Here is a 17,519-nt window from a genome sequence, read left to right as displayed (position 1 = left end):
ATCCCCCCGCATCGGCTCAGGCCAAATGCGGCTTGATCACCGCCGCCAGCTGGTCGAAGGCGCGCGCAATCTCATCATTGGGCACGCTCGCATAGCCCAGCAGCAATCCCCGTCGCGCTCCCCGTGCAGCCATGTAGTACCGCGACAGCGGACGCACGACGATGCCCGCCGCCAGCGCCTGTTCACAGATAAGCACATCGTCGCACTCCTGCGGCAAACCCAGCACCAGGTGCAATCCGGCCTCGCCGCCGGTGATGGTCATCTTCTCGCCGAAATGACGATTGATGGCCTGCTGCAGCAGTTGCAGCCGCTCGGCATAGAGCACGCGCATCTTGCGGATGTGCGAAGCGAAGTGGCCCTCGGCCATGAAGTCGGCCAGCGTGGCCTGCAAAAATACCTGACCGTTGCGGTACAACTCCGCGATGCCGGTGGCAAACGCCTTGGCCAATGACTCCGGTACCACCAGAAAACCGATGCGCAGCCCCGGAAACATGATCTTGCTGAAGGTGCCCATGTACAGCACCCGGTCCTGCGTATCCATGCCCTGCAGCGAGGCCAGCGGACGGCCGCCATAACGGAATTCGCTGTCGTAGTCATCCTCGATGATCCATACCTTGTGCGTGGCCGCGTACTCCAGCAGCATGCGCCGCCGCGACAGGCTCATCACCATGCCCAGCGGATACTGGTGCGAGGGGGTGGTGCAGATGAAGCGCGGAGGACGGCGCAGATTGGCCAGCCGCATGCGCATGCCCTCCTGATCCACCGCAATGGGCACCGACTGGATGCCCAGCGAATTGAGTACGCTGCGGGTGCCCCAGTAGCACGGGTCTTCCACCCAGGCGGTATCACCATGCTCGCCCAGCAGCTTGACCACGATGTCGATGGACTGATGGATGCCGGTGGTGATGAGCACCTGCGAGGGCGTGCAATTGACCGAGCGCGCCACGCGCAGGTACTCGGCAATCTGCTCGCGCAGTCCGGCATAACCGGCACCGGGGCCATAGGTCAGCAAGTCCGAACAGGAACGGCGCCAGTGCTTGTTCTGCAGGCGTCCCCAGATCTTGTGCGGCACACAGGTCACATCAGGCACGCCCGGCATGAAGGCGCCCCACTGGCGTTCGCCCACGCCGGCCTGGCGCGTGAGCAGGGCCCCGCGCGCCGAGAGTTCGGACTTGCCGGAAGGGTCGGTCAACGGCTCCTTGCGCTCCACCGCCTCGGGAATCTGGTCGGGTGCCGTATCGGCCACGAAGGTGCCGGACCCGGTGCGACTCTCCAGATACCCCTCGGCCAGCAACTGTTCATAGGCATAGGTCACCGTGTTGCGCGAGGTCCCCAGCTCCAGTGCCAGGTCACGCGAGGAAGGCAACTGCATCCCCGCAGGCAAGGTGTGGGCCAGGATGGCCTCACGGATCAACTGGTAGATCTGGCGATTGACGGGCATGCGTTCACTGCCGGATTTCCCGCTTTTAAGGGATTTCGCTGCGCCGCTTTCACGGCTGCTCGCGGCCTTGCCCTTGGCCGGTGCGGGCCTGACGGGCGAGCGATTGATGCGCAGCAGCAGATAGTCGGACAAGGAGGCGAGTTTCAAGTGGCACCACCAAATATTTGAAATTGGCTCTATATTACAGTGCCACTGCGGTTTTATATTGTTTCCCGATTCAGCAATTTCCTGCCCATTTCTGCGCCCTGAGGCGCCATTCAACGAAGCAAGATCGGAGCAAGCCATGACCAGCAAGGCCACCAACCAAGCGCTGCAAGAACGAAAGAATGCCGCCACCCCGCGCGGCGTCGGCGTGATGTGCGACTTCTACGCCGAACGCGCGTCCAATGCCGAGCTGTGGGACGTGGAGGGCCGCCGCTTCATCGACTTCGCCGCCGGCATCGCCGTGCTCAACACCGGCCACCGCCATCCCAAGCTGCTCGACGCCATGCGCGCCCAGCTCGACAAGTTCACCCACACCGCCTACCAGATCGTGCCCTACGCCAGCTACGTGGAACTGGCCGAGCGCATCAACGCGGTGACCCCCGGCAACTATCCCAAGAAGACCGCCTTCTTCTCCACCGGCGCCGAGGCCGTGGAAAACGCCATCAAGATCGCCCGCGCCCACACCGGCCGCCCCGGCGTGATCGCCTTCGCCGGCGGTTTCCATGGCCGGACCATGATGGGCATGGCGCTCACCGGTAAGGTCGCGCCCTACAAACTGGGCTTCGGTCCCTTCCCCGGCGACGTCTTCCATGCCCCCTACCCCAGCGCCTTGCACGGCATCACCAGCGAGGATGCGCTGGAGGCCGTCAAGGGTCTCTTCAAGAGCGACATCGAAGCCAAACGCGTGGCCGCCATCATCCTGGAACCCGTGCAGGGCGAAGGTGGTTTCTATGCTGCCCCGGCCGACTTCATGCGCGGCCTGCGCGCCATCTGCGATGAGCACGGCATCCTCTTGATCGCTGATGAAGTGCAGTCCGGTTATGGCCGCACCGGCAAGCTGTTTGCGATGGAACATTACGATGTCCTGCCCGACCTGATGACCATGGCCAAGAGCCTGGCCGGTGGCATGCCGCTGTCGGCGGTGTGCGGTCGCGCCGAGATCATGGATGCACCCGCCGCCGGCGGCCTGGGCGGCACCTATGCGGGCAACCCGCTGGCCATTGCCTCGGCACTGGCGGTCTTGGATGTGATGGAAGAAGAAAAACTGGTGGCCCGTGGTCAGCGCCTGGGCGACAAGCTGCAGGAGCATCTGAAGGAACTGCGCTCGGCCGTGCCGCAGATCGCCGAAGTGCGCGGCGTGGGTGCGATGGTGGCCGTGGAGTTTGCCGACCCCGCCACCGGCAAGCCGGATGCGGACTACACCAGGAAGGTCCAGCAGCATGCTCTGAACAATGGATTGCTGCTGCTGTCCTGCGGCAGCTACGGTAACGTGATCCGCTTCTTGTTCCCGCTGACGATTCCCGATACCGTCATGGATGAGGCACTGGGCATCCTGTCCAAGGCGATCAAGCTGGCCTGAGTCTTGCATTGCAAGGCAGCTTTCAGCAGTGGGTTAGAAGGGCCGGACGAAGTATCCGGCCCTGAGGATAAGAGAGGATCGATGATGGCAGCTCATGCAATGAAGCAATCGGCGCAAGCACACGCGCCGGCCGCCGGCAGCGGCACTGACGTGCTGGTGCAGTTCTGCGGCGTGAAGAAAACCTACGATGGCGAAAACCTGATCGTCAAGAATCTGGATCTGGAGATTCGTCGCGGTGAATTCCTGACCCTGCTGGGCCCCTCCGGCTCCGGCAAGACCACCTGCCTGATGATGCTGGCCGGTTTCGAGTTCCCGACCGGCGGCGAGATCCGTCTCGATGGCCAGTTGCTCAACCGTGTGCCGCCCCACAAGCGCGACATCGGCATGGTGTTCCAGAACTATGCGCTGTTCCCGCACATGACCATTGCACAGAACGTGGCCTATCCGCTGTCGGTGCGCAAGATGGACCGCGCCACCCGCGAAGCCAAGGTCAAGCAGGCGCTGGACATGGTGCAGATGGGCAAGTTCGGCGACCGCTATCCGACCCAGCTCTCCGGTGGCCAGCAGCAGCGCGTGGCGCTGGCGCGCACGCTGGTGTTCGATCCGCAACTGGTGTTGATGGACGAACCGCTGGGCGCGCTGGACAAGCAACTGCGCGAACACATGCAGCTCGAACTGAAGGCCCTGCACAAGCGCCTGGGCGTGACCTTCGTCTACGTCACCCACGACCAGAGCGAAGCACTCACCATGTCGGACCGCGTGGCCGTGTTCGACCAGGGCGTGATCCAGCAACTGGCCCCGGTGACCGAGCTCTACGAATATCCCGACAATCAGTTCGTCGCCAACTTCATCGGCGACAACAACCGCTTCACCGGCACCGTGGAATCCGTGCAGGGCGAACACTGCACGGTGCGCCTGGCCGATGGCACGGTGGTCACCGGACTGAACGTGCATCGCGCCCATGCCGGACAAACCATCGCCGCCTGCGTGCGTCCGGAACGCATCCGCCTGGCCGCCGGCGGCAGCGCCGAACCCAACAGCATTCGCGCCACCATCGCCGGGCTGATCTATTTTGGGGATCACGTGCGCGTGCGCTGCACGGTCACGGGGCAGGACGATTGCTTCGTCAAGCTCTCGCTGTCCGACCCGGCCCTGGCCGGACTGAGCGAAGGCAGCAGTGTGGTGCTGCACGTGGCGCAGGACCGTCTGCGCTGCTTCCTCTGATTTTCAGATACTCCCGTTTACTTAGTTTTTTGAGTTATTCCGTTTTTGTTCTTTTGTCGCACCTGATGTTCAGCAGTCCCGTTCGAAGAGCAAGGCAACCCAGAGTGCCGCTCGGCTTTTACCAAGTTCAACACCGTCAACACAGTCAACACGCACGATAACCAACGAGGAACAACAATGAAACGCCTGACACCCGCCCTGCTGTCCCCGCTCTTCCTGGGCTTGCTGTTTTCCGGTACGGCTTCTGCCGCAGAACTGACCCTGGTCAACTTCGGTGGCGCCAATGGCAATGCGCAGAAGGTCGCCTACGTGGAGCCCTTCGAGAAGAGCACCGGCACCAAGGTCGTGACCGCCGAGTTCAACGGCGAACTGGCCAAGGTCAAGGCCATGGTCGAGACCAAGAAGGTCAGCTGGGACGTGGTGGAAATCGATGGCGGCGACTTGACCCGCGCCTGTGACGATGGCCTGATCGAAAAGCTGGACCTGGCCAAGACCATCAAGAAGAACGACTACATCCCCGAAGCCACCGTCAGCGAATGCGGCATGGGTGCCTTCGTCTGGTCCACCGTGCTGGCCTACAACGCCGACAAGCTCAAGACCGCGCCGACCAGCTGGGCCGATTTCTGGGATACCAAGAAATTCCCCGGCAAGCGCGGCATGAAGAAGAGCGCCCAGTACAACCTGGAGTTCGCGCTGATGGCCGATGGCGTGCCGGCCAAGGATGTCTACAAGGTGCTCTCCACCAAGGAAGGCGTGGATCGTGCCTTCAAGAAGCTGGACCAGTTGAAACCCAACATCCAGTGGTGGGATGCCGGCGCCCTGCCGGCGCAGTTCCTGGCCTCGGGTGACGTGGTCATGGCCAATGCCTACAACGGCCGTATCGACGCGGCCCAGCGCGAAGGCAAGAACCTCAAGGTGGTGTGGAACGGCAGCGTCTATACCCTGGATTACTGGGTGATCCCGAAGGGTTCGCCGAACAAGGCCCTGGCCGAGAAGTTCATCAGCTTTGCCAGCCAGCCGGAAAACCAGAAAGTCTACGCCGACAACATCGCCTACGGTCCCGTCAGCAAGGGTGCCTTGAAGCTGCTCGACGCCAAGACCCTGAGCAACCTGCCGACTTCTCCCAACAATGCCAAGGATGCGTTGAAACTGAGCCTGCAGTTCTGGACCGACCACGGCGAGGAACTTGAGCAGCGCTTCGCTTCCTGGATCGCGAAGTAAGCCTGCATGCTGCCCGACAGCGATCCCGCCTGCGCTGGCCGGATCGCTGTCTTGAATTCCGCTGCCACCGGACACCCGAGACATGACCACCATCGCCACCCGCTCCGCCGCCGCCATGCCCCTGGCCGAACCTGATCCGCAGCAACTCAAGCGCGACCTGCGCGCCGCCCAGACCCGCAAGCGCCTGGGCGCAATGGCCCTGATCGCCCCGCTGGCGATCTTCCTGCTGCTGACCTTCGTGGCCCCCATCGTGGTCCTCCTGCAGCGCGCCATCGAGAATCCGGAAGTCGCCACCACCCTGCCACAGACCGTGGCGGTCCTGTCGAAGTGGGATCGCCGCTCGGCCCTGCCCGACCAGGCCTATTCCGCCCTGGCAGAAGACCTGGCCCGCGCCAAGGAAGACACCACCGCCGGCAATCTGGCACGGCGCCTGAATATCGAATTTGCCGGTGCGCGCTCGCTGGTGATGGGTACGACACGTGCCATGCCGCTGCGCGATGCCGATGGCAAAGCCTTGAGCCCGGCTGCCGCGCGCGAGGCCATCATCGCCCTCAATGAACAATGGGGCCAGCCCGAGGTATGGCGCGTGATCGCCCAGAACGGCTCGCTCTATTCTCCCTACTACCTGCTGGCTTCGCTGGACCTGCGCCAGAACGTCTTCGGTGATATCGAAGCTGTCGCCCCCGAATCGGCCATCTACCGCACCATCTTCGGCCGTACGCTGTGGATGAGCGCAGTGGTCACCATCATCACCCTGCTGCTGGCCTATCCGCTGGCCTACTGGCTCTCCACCATGCCGGAGCGCCGCGCCAACCTGCTGATGATCCTGGTGCTCATTCCCTTCTGGACCTCGATCCTGGTGCGCGTGGCCGCCTGGATCGTGCTGCTGCAATCGGAAGGACTGGTCAACAAGGCGCTGATGCTGACCGGTCTCACGCACTCGCCGCTGGAGCTGGTGTTCAATCGCGTGGGCGTCTACATCTCGATGACCCACATCCTGCTGCCCTTCATGATCCTGCCGCTCTACAGCGTCATGAAGTCGGTGCCGCCCACCTATCTCAAGGCCGCCGTGTCGCTGGGCAGCCATCCCTTCGCCGCCTTCTGGCGCGTGTACGTGCCGCAGACCTATCCGGGCATCGGTGCGGGCGTGCTGCTGGTGTTCATCATGGCCGGTGGCTACTACATCACACCGGCGCTCCTGGGCGGACCGAATGAACAGATGGTGAGCTACTTCATCGCCTACTTCATCAACACCACCATCAACTGGGGCATGGCCTGTGCCCTGGGCAGCCTGTTGCTGGCGGCGACCCTGGTGCTGTACGGCGTCTATCGTCGCTTTGCCAAGGTCGATGTGGGCATGAGCTGAAGCCATTGAAGAATCCACCGAAGAATTCAGGAAATACACCATGAACAAACCCCCTCTGTTTCCGCCCTACACCTCGCTGGTGGAACGCGCCTGGTTCTTTGCCTCGCGCAGTTTCAACCTGCTGGTACTGCTGTTCCTGGTCTTGCCTATCCTGGTGATGATTCCGCTGTCCTTCTCCGACAGCAGTTTCCTGATGTATCCCATCCAGGGCTTCTCGCTGCGCTGGTACGAGAACCTGTTCACCTCCGACGAATGGGTGCGCGCCGCACAGAACAGCTTCATCGTCGCTCCGGCTGCGACCATCATTGCCACCGTACTGGGCACGCTGGCGGCGGTCGGGCTGAACAAGGCCGATTTCCGTGGCAAGGGCATCGTCATGGCGATTCTGATTTCGCCCATGATCGTGCCGGTGGTCGTGGTGGGGGTGGGCGTGTATCTGTTCTTCGCGCGCATCGGTCTGGCCGACAGCTACCTCGGCCTGATCCTGGCGCATGCGGCGCTGGGCGCGCCCTTCGTGGTCACCACCGTGCTGGCCACGCTGCAGGGCTTCAATCACAACCTGGTGCGCGCCAGCCTGAGCCTGGGGGCGAGCCCCTTGCGCACCTTCTTCCGCATCACCTTGCCGGTGATTGCGCCGGGACTGATCTCGGGGGCTTTGTTCGCTTTTGCAACTTCCTTCGATGAAGTGGTTCTCACCCTGTTCGTGGCCGGGCCCGAGCAAGCCACCCTGCCGCGTCAGATGTTTGCCGGCATCAAGGACAACATCAGCCCGACCATCGCCGCCCTGGCGACGATCCTGATCGTGTTTTCGACCTGCCTGCTGCTGGCCCTGGAATGGCTGCGCGGGCGCAACAAGGCCGCAGCGCGCTTCTGAGCCCTGCACCTTCCCTGACGGAGAAACGACATGCTGCAACAACTCAACGATCCTTCCCTGCTGCGTCAACAGGCCTATCTGAACGGCCAGTGGTGCGATGCCGACCAGGGTGCCAAGCTTGAGGTCCACAATCCGGCCAATGGCACCCTGCTGGGCAGCGTGCCCATGATGGGCGCGGCCGAAACCCGCCGCGCCATCGAAGCCGCCAACGCCGCCTGGCCGGCCTGGAAGAAGAAGACCGCCAAGGAGCGCAGCGCAATCCTGCGCCGCTGGTACGAACTGATGATGGCCAATGCCGACGACCTGGCCCTGATCATGACCGCCGAGCAAGGCAAGCCGCTGGCCGAGGCCAAGGGCGAAATCGGCTATGCCGCGTCCTTCATCGAGTGGTTTGCAGAAGAAGGCAAACGCACCTATGGCGATACCATTCCCTCGCCTTCGCCGTCCAATCGCATCGTGGTCATCAAGGAAGCCATCGGTGTCTGCGCGGCGATCACGCCGTGGAATTTCCCCGCTGCAATGATTACCCGCAAGGCCGGCCCGGCACTGGCCGCGGGTTGTCCGATGGTTTTGAAGCCCGCTGAAGCCACGCCCTTCTCCGCGTTGGCCCTGGCCGTGCTGGCCGAACGTGCCGGTGTGCCGGCGGGTGTGTTCAGCGTGGTCACCGGCACTCCCAAGGAGATCGGTGGCGAGATGACCTCCAACCCCATCGTGCGCAAGATCAGTTTCACCGGCTCCACGGGCGTGGGCAAGCTGCTGATGGAGCAAAGCGCATCGAGCATCAAGAAACTCTCGCTGGAACTGGGTGGCAATGCGCCCTTCATCGTCTTTGACGATGCCGACCTGGATGCTGCCGTGGAAGGGGCGATTGCCTCCAAGTATCGCAACGCCGGTCAGACCTGCGTCTGTGCCAACCGGATTTACGTGCAGGATGGGGTGTATGACGCCTTCGCTGCCAAGCTGGTGGAAGCGGTCAAGAAACTGAAGGTCGGCGATGGCATGGAGAACGGTGTGACGCAAGGTCCGCTGATCAACGAACAGGCCGTCAGGAAGGTCGAGCAGCACATCGCCGATGCCGTCGCCAAGGGCGCGCGCGTGCTGCTGGGTGGCAAGCGTCATGCGCTGGGTCACAGCTTCTTCGAGCCCACCGTGCTGGCTGAAGTGACCCCGGCCATGCAGGTGGCGCGTGAAGAGACCTTCGGACCGATGGCACCGCTGTTCCGTTTCAAGACCGATGAAGAAGCGGTGGCCCTGGCCAACGATACCGAATTCGGCCTGGCCAGTTATTTCTACTCACGCGACATCGGCCGCATCTGGCGTGTGGCCGAAGGTCTGGAGTCGGGCATGGTGGGGATCAATACCGGGCTCATCTCCAATGAGGTCGCGCCGTTTGGCGGGGTCAAGCAGTCGGGATTGGGGCGGGAAGGATCGCACTATGGGATCGATGATTATCTGGTCGTGAAGTATTTGTGCATGGGGGGGATCTAAGAGCGTCCGCTGTATGGCACACATGTCGAAGGCCGCCATCATGGCGGCCTTTTCACGAGATGGTGTTGACGTGCGGGCAGGCGCGAATTTTGGCATGCGTATCGAGAACGATCATTGGCTCGCCTCCCACTCCACATCGAGCGGCTCAGTACGGTCTTCATAACGTAATACCGAGCCCGCCAGGATAGTCAGCGGCGCACGCTCGGCGGCCCGAAACGGACGGACTTCCACGGTGGGCTTGCCGTGGTCGGTCACCACTACGCTTTCACCGGAGGCTTCCACTTGGCGGAAATATTCCAGCGCCTTGGCCTTGAACTCCGTCTTGGATACTTGGTTGCCTTGCATGGATCACCTCTTCATCAAACGACGATGGCCTGGATCAAAAAACTATTCATACCATGCAACGAAATGACTATGCAACCAAGTCATTTCAACGACACCATCGTTCTGCACGACGAGTGCTCCCATTTGGCCTGCCCGTCCTTGATCGCGTCAGCGGCTTTACAGGATGTTTACATCCCCACTCAAAAATACAACCCGCCGTTTACGTACCCCATCCTACATTGACGTCTCCGCCACTACGGACCGGCCCAAGCCCGTCCCCCGTTCATGAGACCGATCGCCATCCTCCAGCATGAAAGCACGCAGGGCCCTGGTGTCCTGCTCGATCATCTGGAACAACACGCCCTGCCCTATCGCCTGTTCCATCCCGCCGCCGAGGGCGATGCCCCGCGCGATGCCAGCCAGTTTTCCGGCATCGTCACGCTGGGCAGCGACCGCAGCGTCAATGAAGACCTGCCCTGGATCCACGCCGAACACACCCTCCTGCAAGATGCCCTGGCCCGCGACGTTCCGGTGCTGGGCCACTGCTTCGGTGCCCAATTGCTGGCCCGCGCCATGGGCGCGCAGGTCAGCCGCAACCTCTGCGCCAACATCGGCTGGAGCCCGGTCTGGGTCACGCCGCCCGCGCAGCAGCACATGGGACTGGCTCGCCAGGTCACCCTCTTCAACTGGCATTACGACACCTTTGAAATTCCCGTCGGCGCCGTGCGCACCATGTATGGCAGCCACTGCCTCAACAAGGGATTCATGCGCGGCAAGCAATGGGGTTTCCAGGGCCATCTCGAAGTGACCGAAGAGAGCGTGCGCAACTGGTGTGCCGCCGGACGCGGCGAACTGCTGCGTGCATGCGGCCCGGCTGCGCAGAGCCAAACACAGATCCTTGATCAATTGCCGGAGCGCATCGCCGCCCTGCGCCTGGTCGCCGACCAGACCTACGCGGCATGGACGCGCCAACTGAACCGCCCACTGCGTATTTCAGTGCGGGTACCAGCGTATTACGGATGAATCCCGCAGCGCTCAGTGGAACGCAGGATGCGCGCGCAGGCGGCTCACCGCCAGATCGATGAAGGCGCGCACCTTGGCCGGGGAACGCCGCCCTTCCGGATAGAGCACGTGGATCGGCAGGGGCGGCTCTTCGAACTCGCTCATGACCCGCTGCAAGCGCCCGGCCTGGAGGTCGGCTGCCACCTGATAGGCCAGCACGCGCGTCAACCCCCAGCCCTGGCGGGCAGTGCTGATGGCGGCTTCATTGGTATTGGTTTGCAGGGCCGCATCGATCACCACACGCTGGCCATCGGCAAAGCGCCATTCCGGCGAAGCCCAGGCGCTGGTGGACGTGACGATGCGATGCTGCTTCAGATCAGCGGGTGAGGTCGGCGTGCCATGCTGGCGCAGATAGTCGGGTGAGGCACAGATCACGCGGCGGACCGAACCAACCTGAATGGCAGTGAAGCCGGAATCGGGCAGATGGCCGATACGCACCGCCACATCCATGCCCTCTTCCACGATGTTGACCGGACGATCCACGAAGAAAGTCCGCGCCCGCATGCCCGGATAGAGATCGAGGTATTCCGTGACGATGGGCAGCACATGTAGCTGCCCGAACAGCAAGGCCGCCGTCACCGACAGCGTGCCCGAGGGTTGGTCATAATGACCGGCGGCGGCCGCTTCGGCTTCGGCGATTTCAGCAAGGATGCGGCGGCAGTCTTCCAGATAGCGGGCCCCGGCTTCGGTAGTCTTGACCGAGCGCGTGGTACGCACCAGCAGCCGTGCGCCGACCAGTTCTTCCAGTCCCGCCACGGTGCGGGTGACCATCGGCGCACTCAACTGCATCTGCCGCGCCGCCCTGGCGAAACTGGCGGTCTCGGCCACTTGCACGAAGATTCGCATTGCCAGCCATCGGTCCATGTGCCTTCCTTGCCTGCCTGTCGGAGAAGGTCGCATTATGCCCTCTTCAGCGGCATCCGGAGCGGGACTTTCCAAAGCCTTCATATCGCCCTCACAGCGCCAGCTCCAGGCGCTGCGCATCCGTGCCAGATGGCTTGGCCGGACGCGCACAGCACAGCAGCACCTCGCCTTCGCCCACGCTGGCCTGCGGCGGCTTGAGGTAAGTCACCTCGCCGGCCAGCAAACGGGTGCGGCAACTGCCGCAGTGACCTTCGCGGCAGCTGAACTCGGGCGACAGGCCGCGTGCTTCGGCCAGCTCCAGCAAGCTGCCAGAGTCAGGTGTCCAGCGGGCTTCCTTGAGGCTTTCCATGAAGATCACCGGGACGGCCGTGTCCGCCACCGGTGCCAGCGGCACCGCCGCCTCGACGGTGTTGCCGGTGCGGGTGAGCGAGGCCGGACCAAAGGCTTCGGCATGGATGCGCTCGTCGTTGATGCCGAATCCACGCAAGCCATCGTAGAGCCCCTGCATGAAGCCGCCCGGACCGCACAGGTAAAACTCGTAATCGCCAAACGGCAGGCTGCGCGAGAGCAGGTTCATGTCGATACGGCCGGCGGCGTCGAACGCGTCGCCCTCGCGGGCGTCGGTGGTGTCACTGAGCACCCGTACCAGCCTGATTGCACCGCGTGAGGCCGCCACCAGCTCGGCCAGCTCGGCATCGAAGGCGCGCTCGCCCATTGTGCGTGCGGAGTAAAACAAGATGGCCGGGCGCATGCGCTGGCGGCGCAATCCTTCCTGGACCAGGTGGCGCAACATGGCCATCATCGGCGTAATGCCCACGCCAGCGGCCAGCAGCACCACCGGCCTGTCGGTGGCGGTATCGAGCGTGAAATCCCCCGCCGGGGCGCGCGCCTCGATGCGGTCGCCCTCGCGCAACTGCGCATGCAGGTATTGCGACACCACGCCCTCGCGCTTGACGCTGATGCGGTAATGCCCCTCGTGCGGTGCCGAAGACAAGGTGTAGGTGCGGATCAACGGCGCGGCCCCGGCCTCGGTGCGCACCCGGATCGGCAGGTGCTGGCCCGGCAGCGCCGGCAGCAGCCCGGCGCCATCGTCGGCCACCAGGTGGAAGGAGCGGATGGTCTCGCTTTCCTGCACGATGCGCCACCTTCAGGCTGCGCCACTGGCCCGAGAGGGCCTGGGCGCGCAGGCGCTCGGCGGCTTGCTGCCAGTCGCCCGTCATGAGCGCATAGGGCGAAAAGGCGTGTTCCTGGAACGCCCAGCGCAAGGCCAGTGCCGCACGGCGGCGCACGATGCGCTGCGGGCGGAAGGTCCACAGGCGCTCGGCACCCTCGAAGGCGGCGATCTCGGGGGATTCGAGGATCACCTCAGCCTGCCCGGTCATCTGCAAGACATCGCCTGAGGCATAGTCCACAAAGAGCAAACCCGCATGGCCATTGAGCACGATGTTGCCCAGGGTCGAAAAGAACAGGTTGCCGTTGAAGTCCGGCACGGTCAGCACGCCCTCCTCATCGACCCTGACAAACCCCGGCTTGCCGCCGCGATGCGAGACATCCACCTGGCGCCGCCCTTCCAGATCGGCATAGGTGGCCACGAAGAAGGCATCGGCGTCGGCGATCAGGGCACGGGCCGGGGCGTCCAGCGTGGACAGCATCTCGCTCTGCCCGGTGTGCGCCTCGGCGGGCTCGCGGGCAAAGGAATAGTCGCGCAGCTGGATGTAGCGCGGGCAATTGCCGAAGCTCTGCTCCACCTGCACGCGCCATCCGTCGGCCAGCGGTGCGAGCACGCCATTCATGCGATTGCGGCGCCGCGTGTGCATCTCGATGCCCAGCAGGCCGACCGGCGCGCCTGCGGCCATGCCGGCGGCGGCCGGGTCTTCGGGCGCGGGACGGGCGTGCATGTCCAGCTGGGTCGGCGCAGGCGAGGCCAGGAAGCCGGGATGGCCTTCGAGGAAGGTGGCCCACGCGTCGCCCGACGCATCGACACTGCCCAGCACGATGAAGGGCAACTGGCCGTAGAAATCGCGGTGCTGCTCGGGCATGAAGTCGCGCACCACGCGCTGCCCCACGGACTCCATCTTGTCGGCCACGCCGAGTTGCGCTTGCAGTTGTTTCTCACCGGCATGCCAGGTCGGTAGCTTGGGGAAAGTGCTCATGACGGACCTCTCGAAAAGACAGTGCCAGCAATCGCCGTGACGGCGGCCTGGAAATGCACCCGGACAATCAGGCCTGGGCGGCCCGCAGACCAGCGGCGGTGCGGGGGAAAGGCACGAAGCCTGGCAGGGCCTCGATGCGCTCCAGCAAGCCCAGCACGGCCGGATAGGCGCTCAGGTCGACGTTGCCCTCGGGCGCCCCGGCCAGGTAGCTGTAGACGGCCACATCGGCGATGGTCGGGTGATCGGCGGCCAGCCATTGGCGCGTGGCCAGGTGCTGCTCCATGCGGCCCAGCAGCAGGTGCGCGCGCTGGATCACTTCTTCCGGATTGAAACGGGCACCGAAGACGGTAATGAGGCGTGCGGCGGCCGGACCATAGGCCAGCTCACCGGCGGCCACCGACAGCCAGCGCTGCACGGCGGCGGCGCCTTGGGCATCCTCGGGCAGCCAGTCGGTGCGGCCGGCCTTCTTGGCCAGGTAGACCAGGATGGCGTTGGAGTCGGCGATGACGGCATCCCCATCTTGCAGCACCGGCACCTGGCCAAAGGGATTCAAGGCGAGGAAGGCCGGCTGCTTGTGGGCGCCGCCGGCCAGGTCCACGTGAATCAGCTCGGCCTCCAGGCCCAGCAGCGAAGCGAACAGGACGGCGCGATGAGCATGACCGGACAAGGGGAAATGATGGATCTTCATGGGAGGGCTCCTGGTGGATTGGGTCGGTCATGGATGTTCCTTGACCGTGACGCCAGTGTGGAGCCAAGCGCGAATGAAGAGAATCCGTGCCGTCGACACTTCTTTATTGCACAGAGAGGAATAATGTGAAGAAAAATGTGAAGGAAAAAACGAGCCCTCAACGAGAATCCGGAAGCTTCGTTCAGTCTCGCCTTCACCAGCAACGTCGCTCATCCGCCCGGTAGCGCCCAGCTCGCTTGAAGAATCGCTGGCACGGGCGTTGGCGGCCCGCGCTTGCGAACGGGAAATGTTGCCTGACGGGATGTGTGAAGAAGCCTTCATTTCCTCCTGTACGCGCCCATGTCGCTTGGTTATGATCTTTCGCGGGGAGGGCCTGTTCAGGCCCTGGGGACAGGCGGATGGCAAAGCGCAAGGGGACGCTATGCATTATCAGATCGTGCACGCCTTCGGGGCTGGAGTGTATTGCGTCTTCATTGCGCTGTTCCTGCTGGCCGCGCGCATCCCGCGCACTCCTCCCGGTGCCAACTGGTTCGCTGCCGCCATCGGCTGTGCCCTGGTGGGACGACTGGCAGTGCTCTACCTGGCGCCACTGGGCGAGCGCGCCCTGGCCAGTCCGGTGTACGGGAGCTTCCTGATCCTGGAAAAAGTGTTGCTGGTGATCGGCTTCGTGCGCTTCTTCGATCTTGGGCATCGCACCCGGCTGGTACGGCTGGTCAGCCTGGCGGCCATCATCGCCGAACTGTGGATGCTGTGGTCCGACAACCAGCTGGCCCTGCCGCTCATCAAGAGCACCAGCTATGCCCTCTTCAACGTGGTTGCGCTGGGCAGCCTGTGCTGGATGATCCTGCGCGACGACCTCGACTGTCCGCCGCTCATGCGCCGCTGCATGGCCACCGCCGCCATCGCCCTGATGCTGCACTGGGCCTGCGGCGGACTGGTCGGATCGCTCTATGCTCCCTGGCTGCGCTATGGCTTTCTGCTGGGCACGGCGCTGGTGGCGCTGCTGTACATGAGCCTGCTCACGGCCATCCTGGCACTGTTCCACCGGCGCCTGATCCAGGCCGAGGAAAAGGCACTCAAGATGGCCTTCAAGGATCCACTCACTGGCCTCTACAACAAGCATTTCATGAACAACCTGTTCGACCAGGCGCTGCTGCTGGCCACCCGACCGCATCACCTGGTGGCGGTGTATTACATCGACCTGGACAACTTCAAACCCGTCAATGACCAGGCCGGTCATGCGGTCGGCGACAAGGTGCTCATGTGCGTGGCGCAGCGCTTGAAGGAAGCCGTGCGCAGCACCGACATCTGCGCGCGCCTGGGCGGCGATGAATTCACCGTGATCGCCACCCAACTGGAACGCCAGGACCAGGCCCCGGAAATCGCCAAGAAGCTGCTGGCCAAGCTGGCTGCCCCCATCGAGGTCGGGCAGCAGCAATTCGTGCTGGGGGCCAGCATCGGCATCAGCCTTTATCCCAGCCACGGGCAAGACCTGTCGCGACTCCTGGAGCAGGCCGATGCCGCCATGTATCACGTCAAGCACCGGGGCAAGAGCGGATATGAACTCTATACCGCCGGATAGGCGATGCAGGCTCGCCCGCAAGCCCGGGGGCAGACCGCTGGTGAAGATCCGTCCCCCCGACGTGGCAGGGCTGCGCGTCAGCGGGTGGGCAAGCCCTGGATGAACTGCCCCAGTTCGCGCGCATAGAAGCGCGCCATGCCGGTGGTACCGTGGCCGCGTGTCTCGGTACTGGCGGGGATGAGCAGCAATTGCGCACTCGGCACTTCCTTCAATGCGGCCTGCATGAGGCCGGTCTCGGGCGGGTTGCGTTCATCGTCGGCGGAATTGATGGCCAGCACCGGCACCTTGATCTTCGACAGGCCCGGCGCGGCGTTGTAATCGGCCGAGGAACCCCACTGGTAGATGAAGTCATTGGCGTCCGCCGTCACCGGCGCGGCCAGGCGCTGATCGACCAGCTTGTCGGCCTGGGCATGGGTGCCGGCGCTGGCCTGGTAGGCCAGCGTGCCGCCATTGGTGGCAATGATGAACATGTTGTTGGCCAGGCGCAGCGAGGGCGGCTGGGTGGTGTAGTTGCCATTGTTCCAGGCCGGGTCCTGCTTGATGGATTCCACCAGCATGCGCCGCATCATCCAGTTGCGGCTGGCCATCTCGGTAGGCTGGGACGCCATCGGCACCAGCCCATCGGCAAAGCCCGGATGGGTAGCGCCCCACAGCCAGGTCTGCATGCCGCCCATGGAATTGCCAATGATCAGGCGCAGGTGCGTAATGCCCATGCCCTCGGTCAGCATGCGGTATTGCGCCAGCACCATGTCGTCATAGTTGTATTGCGGGAAGGCCGCGCGCAGTCCGTCGGAAGGCTTGCTGGACTTGCCCACGCCGATGCCGTCCGGAATGATGATGAAATACTTGCCGGCGTCCAGCGGCTGGCCGGGACCGAACAGCTGGCCGCCGAAGTCCTTGGACAGCATCGCACCAGCGCTCTGGTAGGTACCATGCAGCACCAACACCGCCGGGTTGCTGCGTTCCCCCAGCGTGATGTAGTGCAGCCGCAGGTCCTCCAGCGTCTGGCCGGTATGGAACTGGAAGCGCGGTGCCACCCAGCTGCCTTCGACCGGTTTGAGCGGTTCGGCGGCATGCACGGGAGCGGCTCCCAGCAGGAGCACGGAAGAGGTGAGCAGCAGGCGGGCCGCCCGGCGCAGGCTTGAGGTCAGGGTCATGAGGTCTCTCTGGTCTGGTTATTATGAAAAATACACGCCTGCTACCCCTCTTCCCAAGGGATGGTAGGACGCAGGCCAAAGTATGTAACAACTGTAAGAGAACGTGTTGCAACTCGAATCTTTTCGAGAACAAGCTGGTCTATTGCCTTGTCCGCTCGCCTTCGCCTGCCTCTCTGAGGCAGCCTGCGCGAGCCGGGCCCTCATTCAAAAAACTTCGGGAACCAGCCCAACTTTCGATCAGGAAAAAAATCATGAAAACACTGCACAAGATCGCTGCCATTTCCATCACTGCCATCGCGCTGACCGCCATGACCGGCTGCAGCAACATGAGCACCCGCGACAAGAACACTGCCATCGGCGCCACCGTAGGCGCCGTGGGCGGCGCCATCCTGACCGGTGGCAGCGGCATCGGTACTGCCGGCGGTGCGGCCGTGGGCGGCATCATCGGCCATCAGATCGGCCGTTGAGCCGACTCCGGACGGCTACCAGCCCCTTGCAAGGGCGGTCTTCG

At 63.6% G+C, this 17,519-nt stretch carries 15 protein-coding genes and 1 pseudogene; 9 read left to right on the top strand and 7 right to left on the bottom strand.

The features are described 5' to 3' along the window. Positions 1 to 16 precede the first annotated feature (16 nt). Complete coding sequence (pdxR, locus tag HNO82_RS03835) at positions 17 to 1,588, bottom strand: MocR-like pyridoxine biosynthesis transcription factor PdxR (RefSeq protein ID WP_175342803.1); 1,572 nt, start codon at positions 1,586 to 1,588, stop codon at positions 17 to 19. 136 nt (positions 1,589 to 1,724) lie between these two features. Here pdxR and HNO82_RS03830 point away from each other — a divergent pair, with 136 nt between their 5' ends. The 6 genes from HNO82_RS03830 (at position 1,725) to gabD (ending at position 9,178) form a co-directional block, all read left to right on the top strand. Next, positions 1,725 to 3,005 (top strand): 4-aminobutyrate--2-oxoglutarate transaminase, encoded by a 1,281-nt coding sequence (locus HNO82_RS03830; RefSeq protein ID WP_175342802.1) that lies wholly within the window; start codon positions 1,725 to 1,727, stop codon positions 3,003 to 3,005. Between the two features lie 81 nt (positions 3,006 to 3,086). Then, positions 3,087 to 4,229: an ABC transporter ATP-binding protein gene (locus HNO82_RS03825; protein WP_249776924.1), complete on the top strand. Its 1,143-nt coding sequence runs from the start codon at positions 3,087 to 3,089 to the stop codon at positions 4,227 to 4,229. A gap of 177 nt (positions 4,230 to 4,406) precedes the next feature. After that, a complete protein-coding gene (locus HNO82_RS03820; RefSeq protein WP_175342801.1) occupies positions 4,407 to 5,450 on the top strand; it encodes an ABC transporter substrate-binding protein in 1,044 nt (347 codons plus the stop codon). An 82-nt stretch (positions 5,451 to 5,532) separates the two neighbouring features. Next, complete coding sequence (locus HNO82_RS03815) at positions 5,533 to 6,816, top strand: ABC transporter permease (RefSeq protein ID WP_008326186.1); 1,284 nt, start codon at positions 5,533 to 5,535, stop codon at positions 6,814 to 6,816. Between the two features lie 40 nt (positions 6,817 to 6,856). Further along, entirely contained in the window at positions 6,857 to 7,690 is an 834-nt protein-coding gene (locus HNO82_RS03810; RefSeq protein WP_175342800.1) for an ABC transporter permease, read from the top strand. A gap of 30 nt (positions 7,691 to 7,720) precedes the next feature. Further along, on the top strand, positions 7,721 to 9,178 hold the full coding sequence (gene gabD / locus HNO82_RS03805; RefSeq protein ID WP_008326184.1) for an NADP-dependent succinate-semialdehyde dehydrogenase: 1,458 nt from the start codon (positions 7,721 to 7,723) through the stop codon (positions 9,176 to 9,178). A gap of 111 nt (positions 9,179 to 9,289) precedes the next feature. Here the strand turns inward: gabD and HNO82_RS03800 are convergent, their stop codons facing one another. Further along, positions 9,290 to 9,523, bottom strand: a complete 234-nt coding sequence (locus tag HNO82_RS03800; protein ID WP_175342799.1) for a type II toxin-antitoxin system Phd/YefM family antitoxin — start codon at positions 9,521 to 9,523, stop codon at positions 9,290 to 9,292. A 264-nt stretch (positions 9,524 to 9,787) separates the two neighbouring features. On the opposite strand from HNO82_RS03800, the gene HNO82_RS03795 reads away from it, so the two are divergent. Beyond that, positions 9,788 to 10,525, top strand: coding sequence for a type 1 glutamine amidotransferase (locus tag HNO82_RS03795; protein ID WP_175342798.1), 738 nt, complete (start codon positions 9,788 to 9,790; stop codon positions 10,523 to 10,525). A 12-nt stretch (positions 10,526 to 10,537) separates the two neighbouring features. Here the strand turns inward: HNO82_RS03795 and HNO82_RS03790 are convergent, their stop codons facing one another. From HNO82_RS03790 to HNO82_RS03770, 4 genes and pseudogenes are all read right to left on the bottom strand, one after another. After that, entirely contained in the window at positions 10,538 to 11,428 is an 891-nt protein-coding gene (locus tag HNO82_RS03790; RefSeq protein ID WP_175342797.1) for a LysR family transcriptional regulator, read from the bottom strand. Between the two features lie 91 nt (positions 11,429 to 11,519). After that, positions 11,520 to 13,581 (bottom strand): annotated as a pseudogene (locus HNO82_RS22175) (2Fe-2S iron-sulfur cluster-binding protein). Between the two features lie 67 nt (positions 13,582 to 13,648). Next, the gene (locus HNO82_RS03775; protein WP_175342795.1) at positions 13,649 to 14,269 is read right to left on the bottom strand and encodes a glutathione S-transferase family protein; all 621 of its coding nucleotides are present in this window, start codon (positions 14,267 to 14,269) and stop codon (positions 13,649 to 13,651) included. A gap of 27 nt (positions 14,270 to 14,296) precedes the next feature. Beyond that, positions 14,297 to 14,590 carry a hypothetical protein gene (locus HNO82_RS03770; protein WP_008326174.1) on the bottom strand — a complete coding sequence of 98 codons (294 nt, stop codon included), beginning with the start codon at positions 14,588 to 14,590 and terminating at the stop codon, positions 14,297 to 14,299. Between the two features lie 100 nt (positions 14,591 to 14,690). Here HNO82_RS03770 and HNO82_RS03765 point away from each other — a divergent pair, with 100 nt between their 5' ends. Beyond that, a complete protein-coding gene (locus HNO82_RS03765) occupies positions 14,691 to 15,851 on the top strand; it encodes a GGDEF domain-containing protein (protein ID WP_175342794.1) in 1,161 nt (386 codons plus the stop codon). 77 nt (positions 15,852 to 15,928) lie between these two features. On the opposite strand, the gene HNO82_RS03760 is transcribed toward HNO82_RS03765, so the two are convergent. Then, complete coding sequence (locus HNO82_RS03760) at positions 15,929 to 17,008, bottom strand: alpha/beta fold hydrolase (RefSeq protein WP_175342793.1); 1,080 nt, start codon at positions 17,006 to 17,008, stop codon at positions 15,929 to 15,931. 251 nt (positions 17,009 to 17,259) lie between these two features. Here HNO82_RS03760 and HNO82_RS03755 point away from each other — a divergent pair, with 251 nt between their 5' ends. After that, positions 17,260 to 17,475, top strand: a complete 216-nt coding sequence (locus HNO82_RS03755) for a YMGG-like glycine zipper-containing protein (RefSeq protein WP_008326171.1) — start codon at positions 17,260 to 17,262, stop codon at positions 17,473 to 17,475. Positions 17,476 to 17,519: the final 44 nt, after the last annotated feature.

Source organism: Herbaspirillum sp. C9C3 (assembly GCF_013359625.1).
Classification (GTDB): domain Bacteria; phylum Pseudomonadota; class Gammaproteobacteria; order Burkholderiales; family Burkholderiaceae_D; genus Herbaspirillum.
Note: the sequence above shows the minus strand (reverse complement) of the source record. Positions and strands in the feature narration are given on the sequence as shown.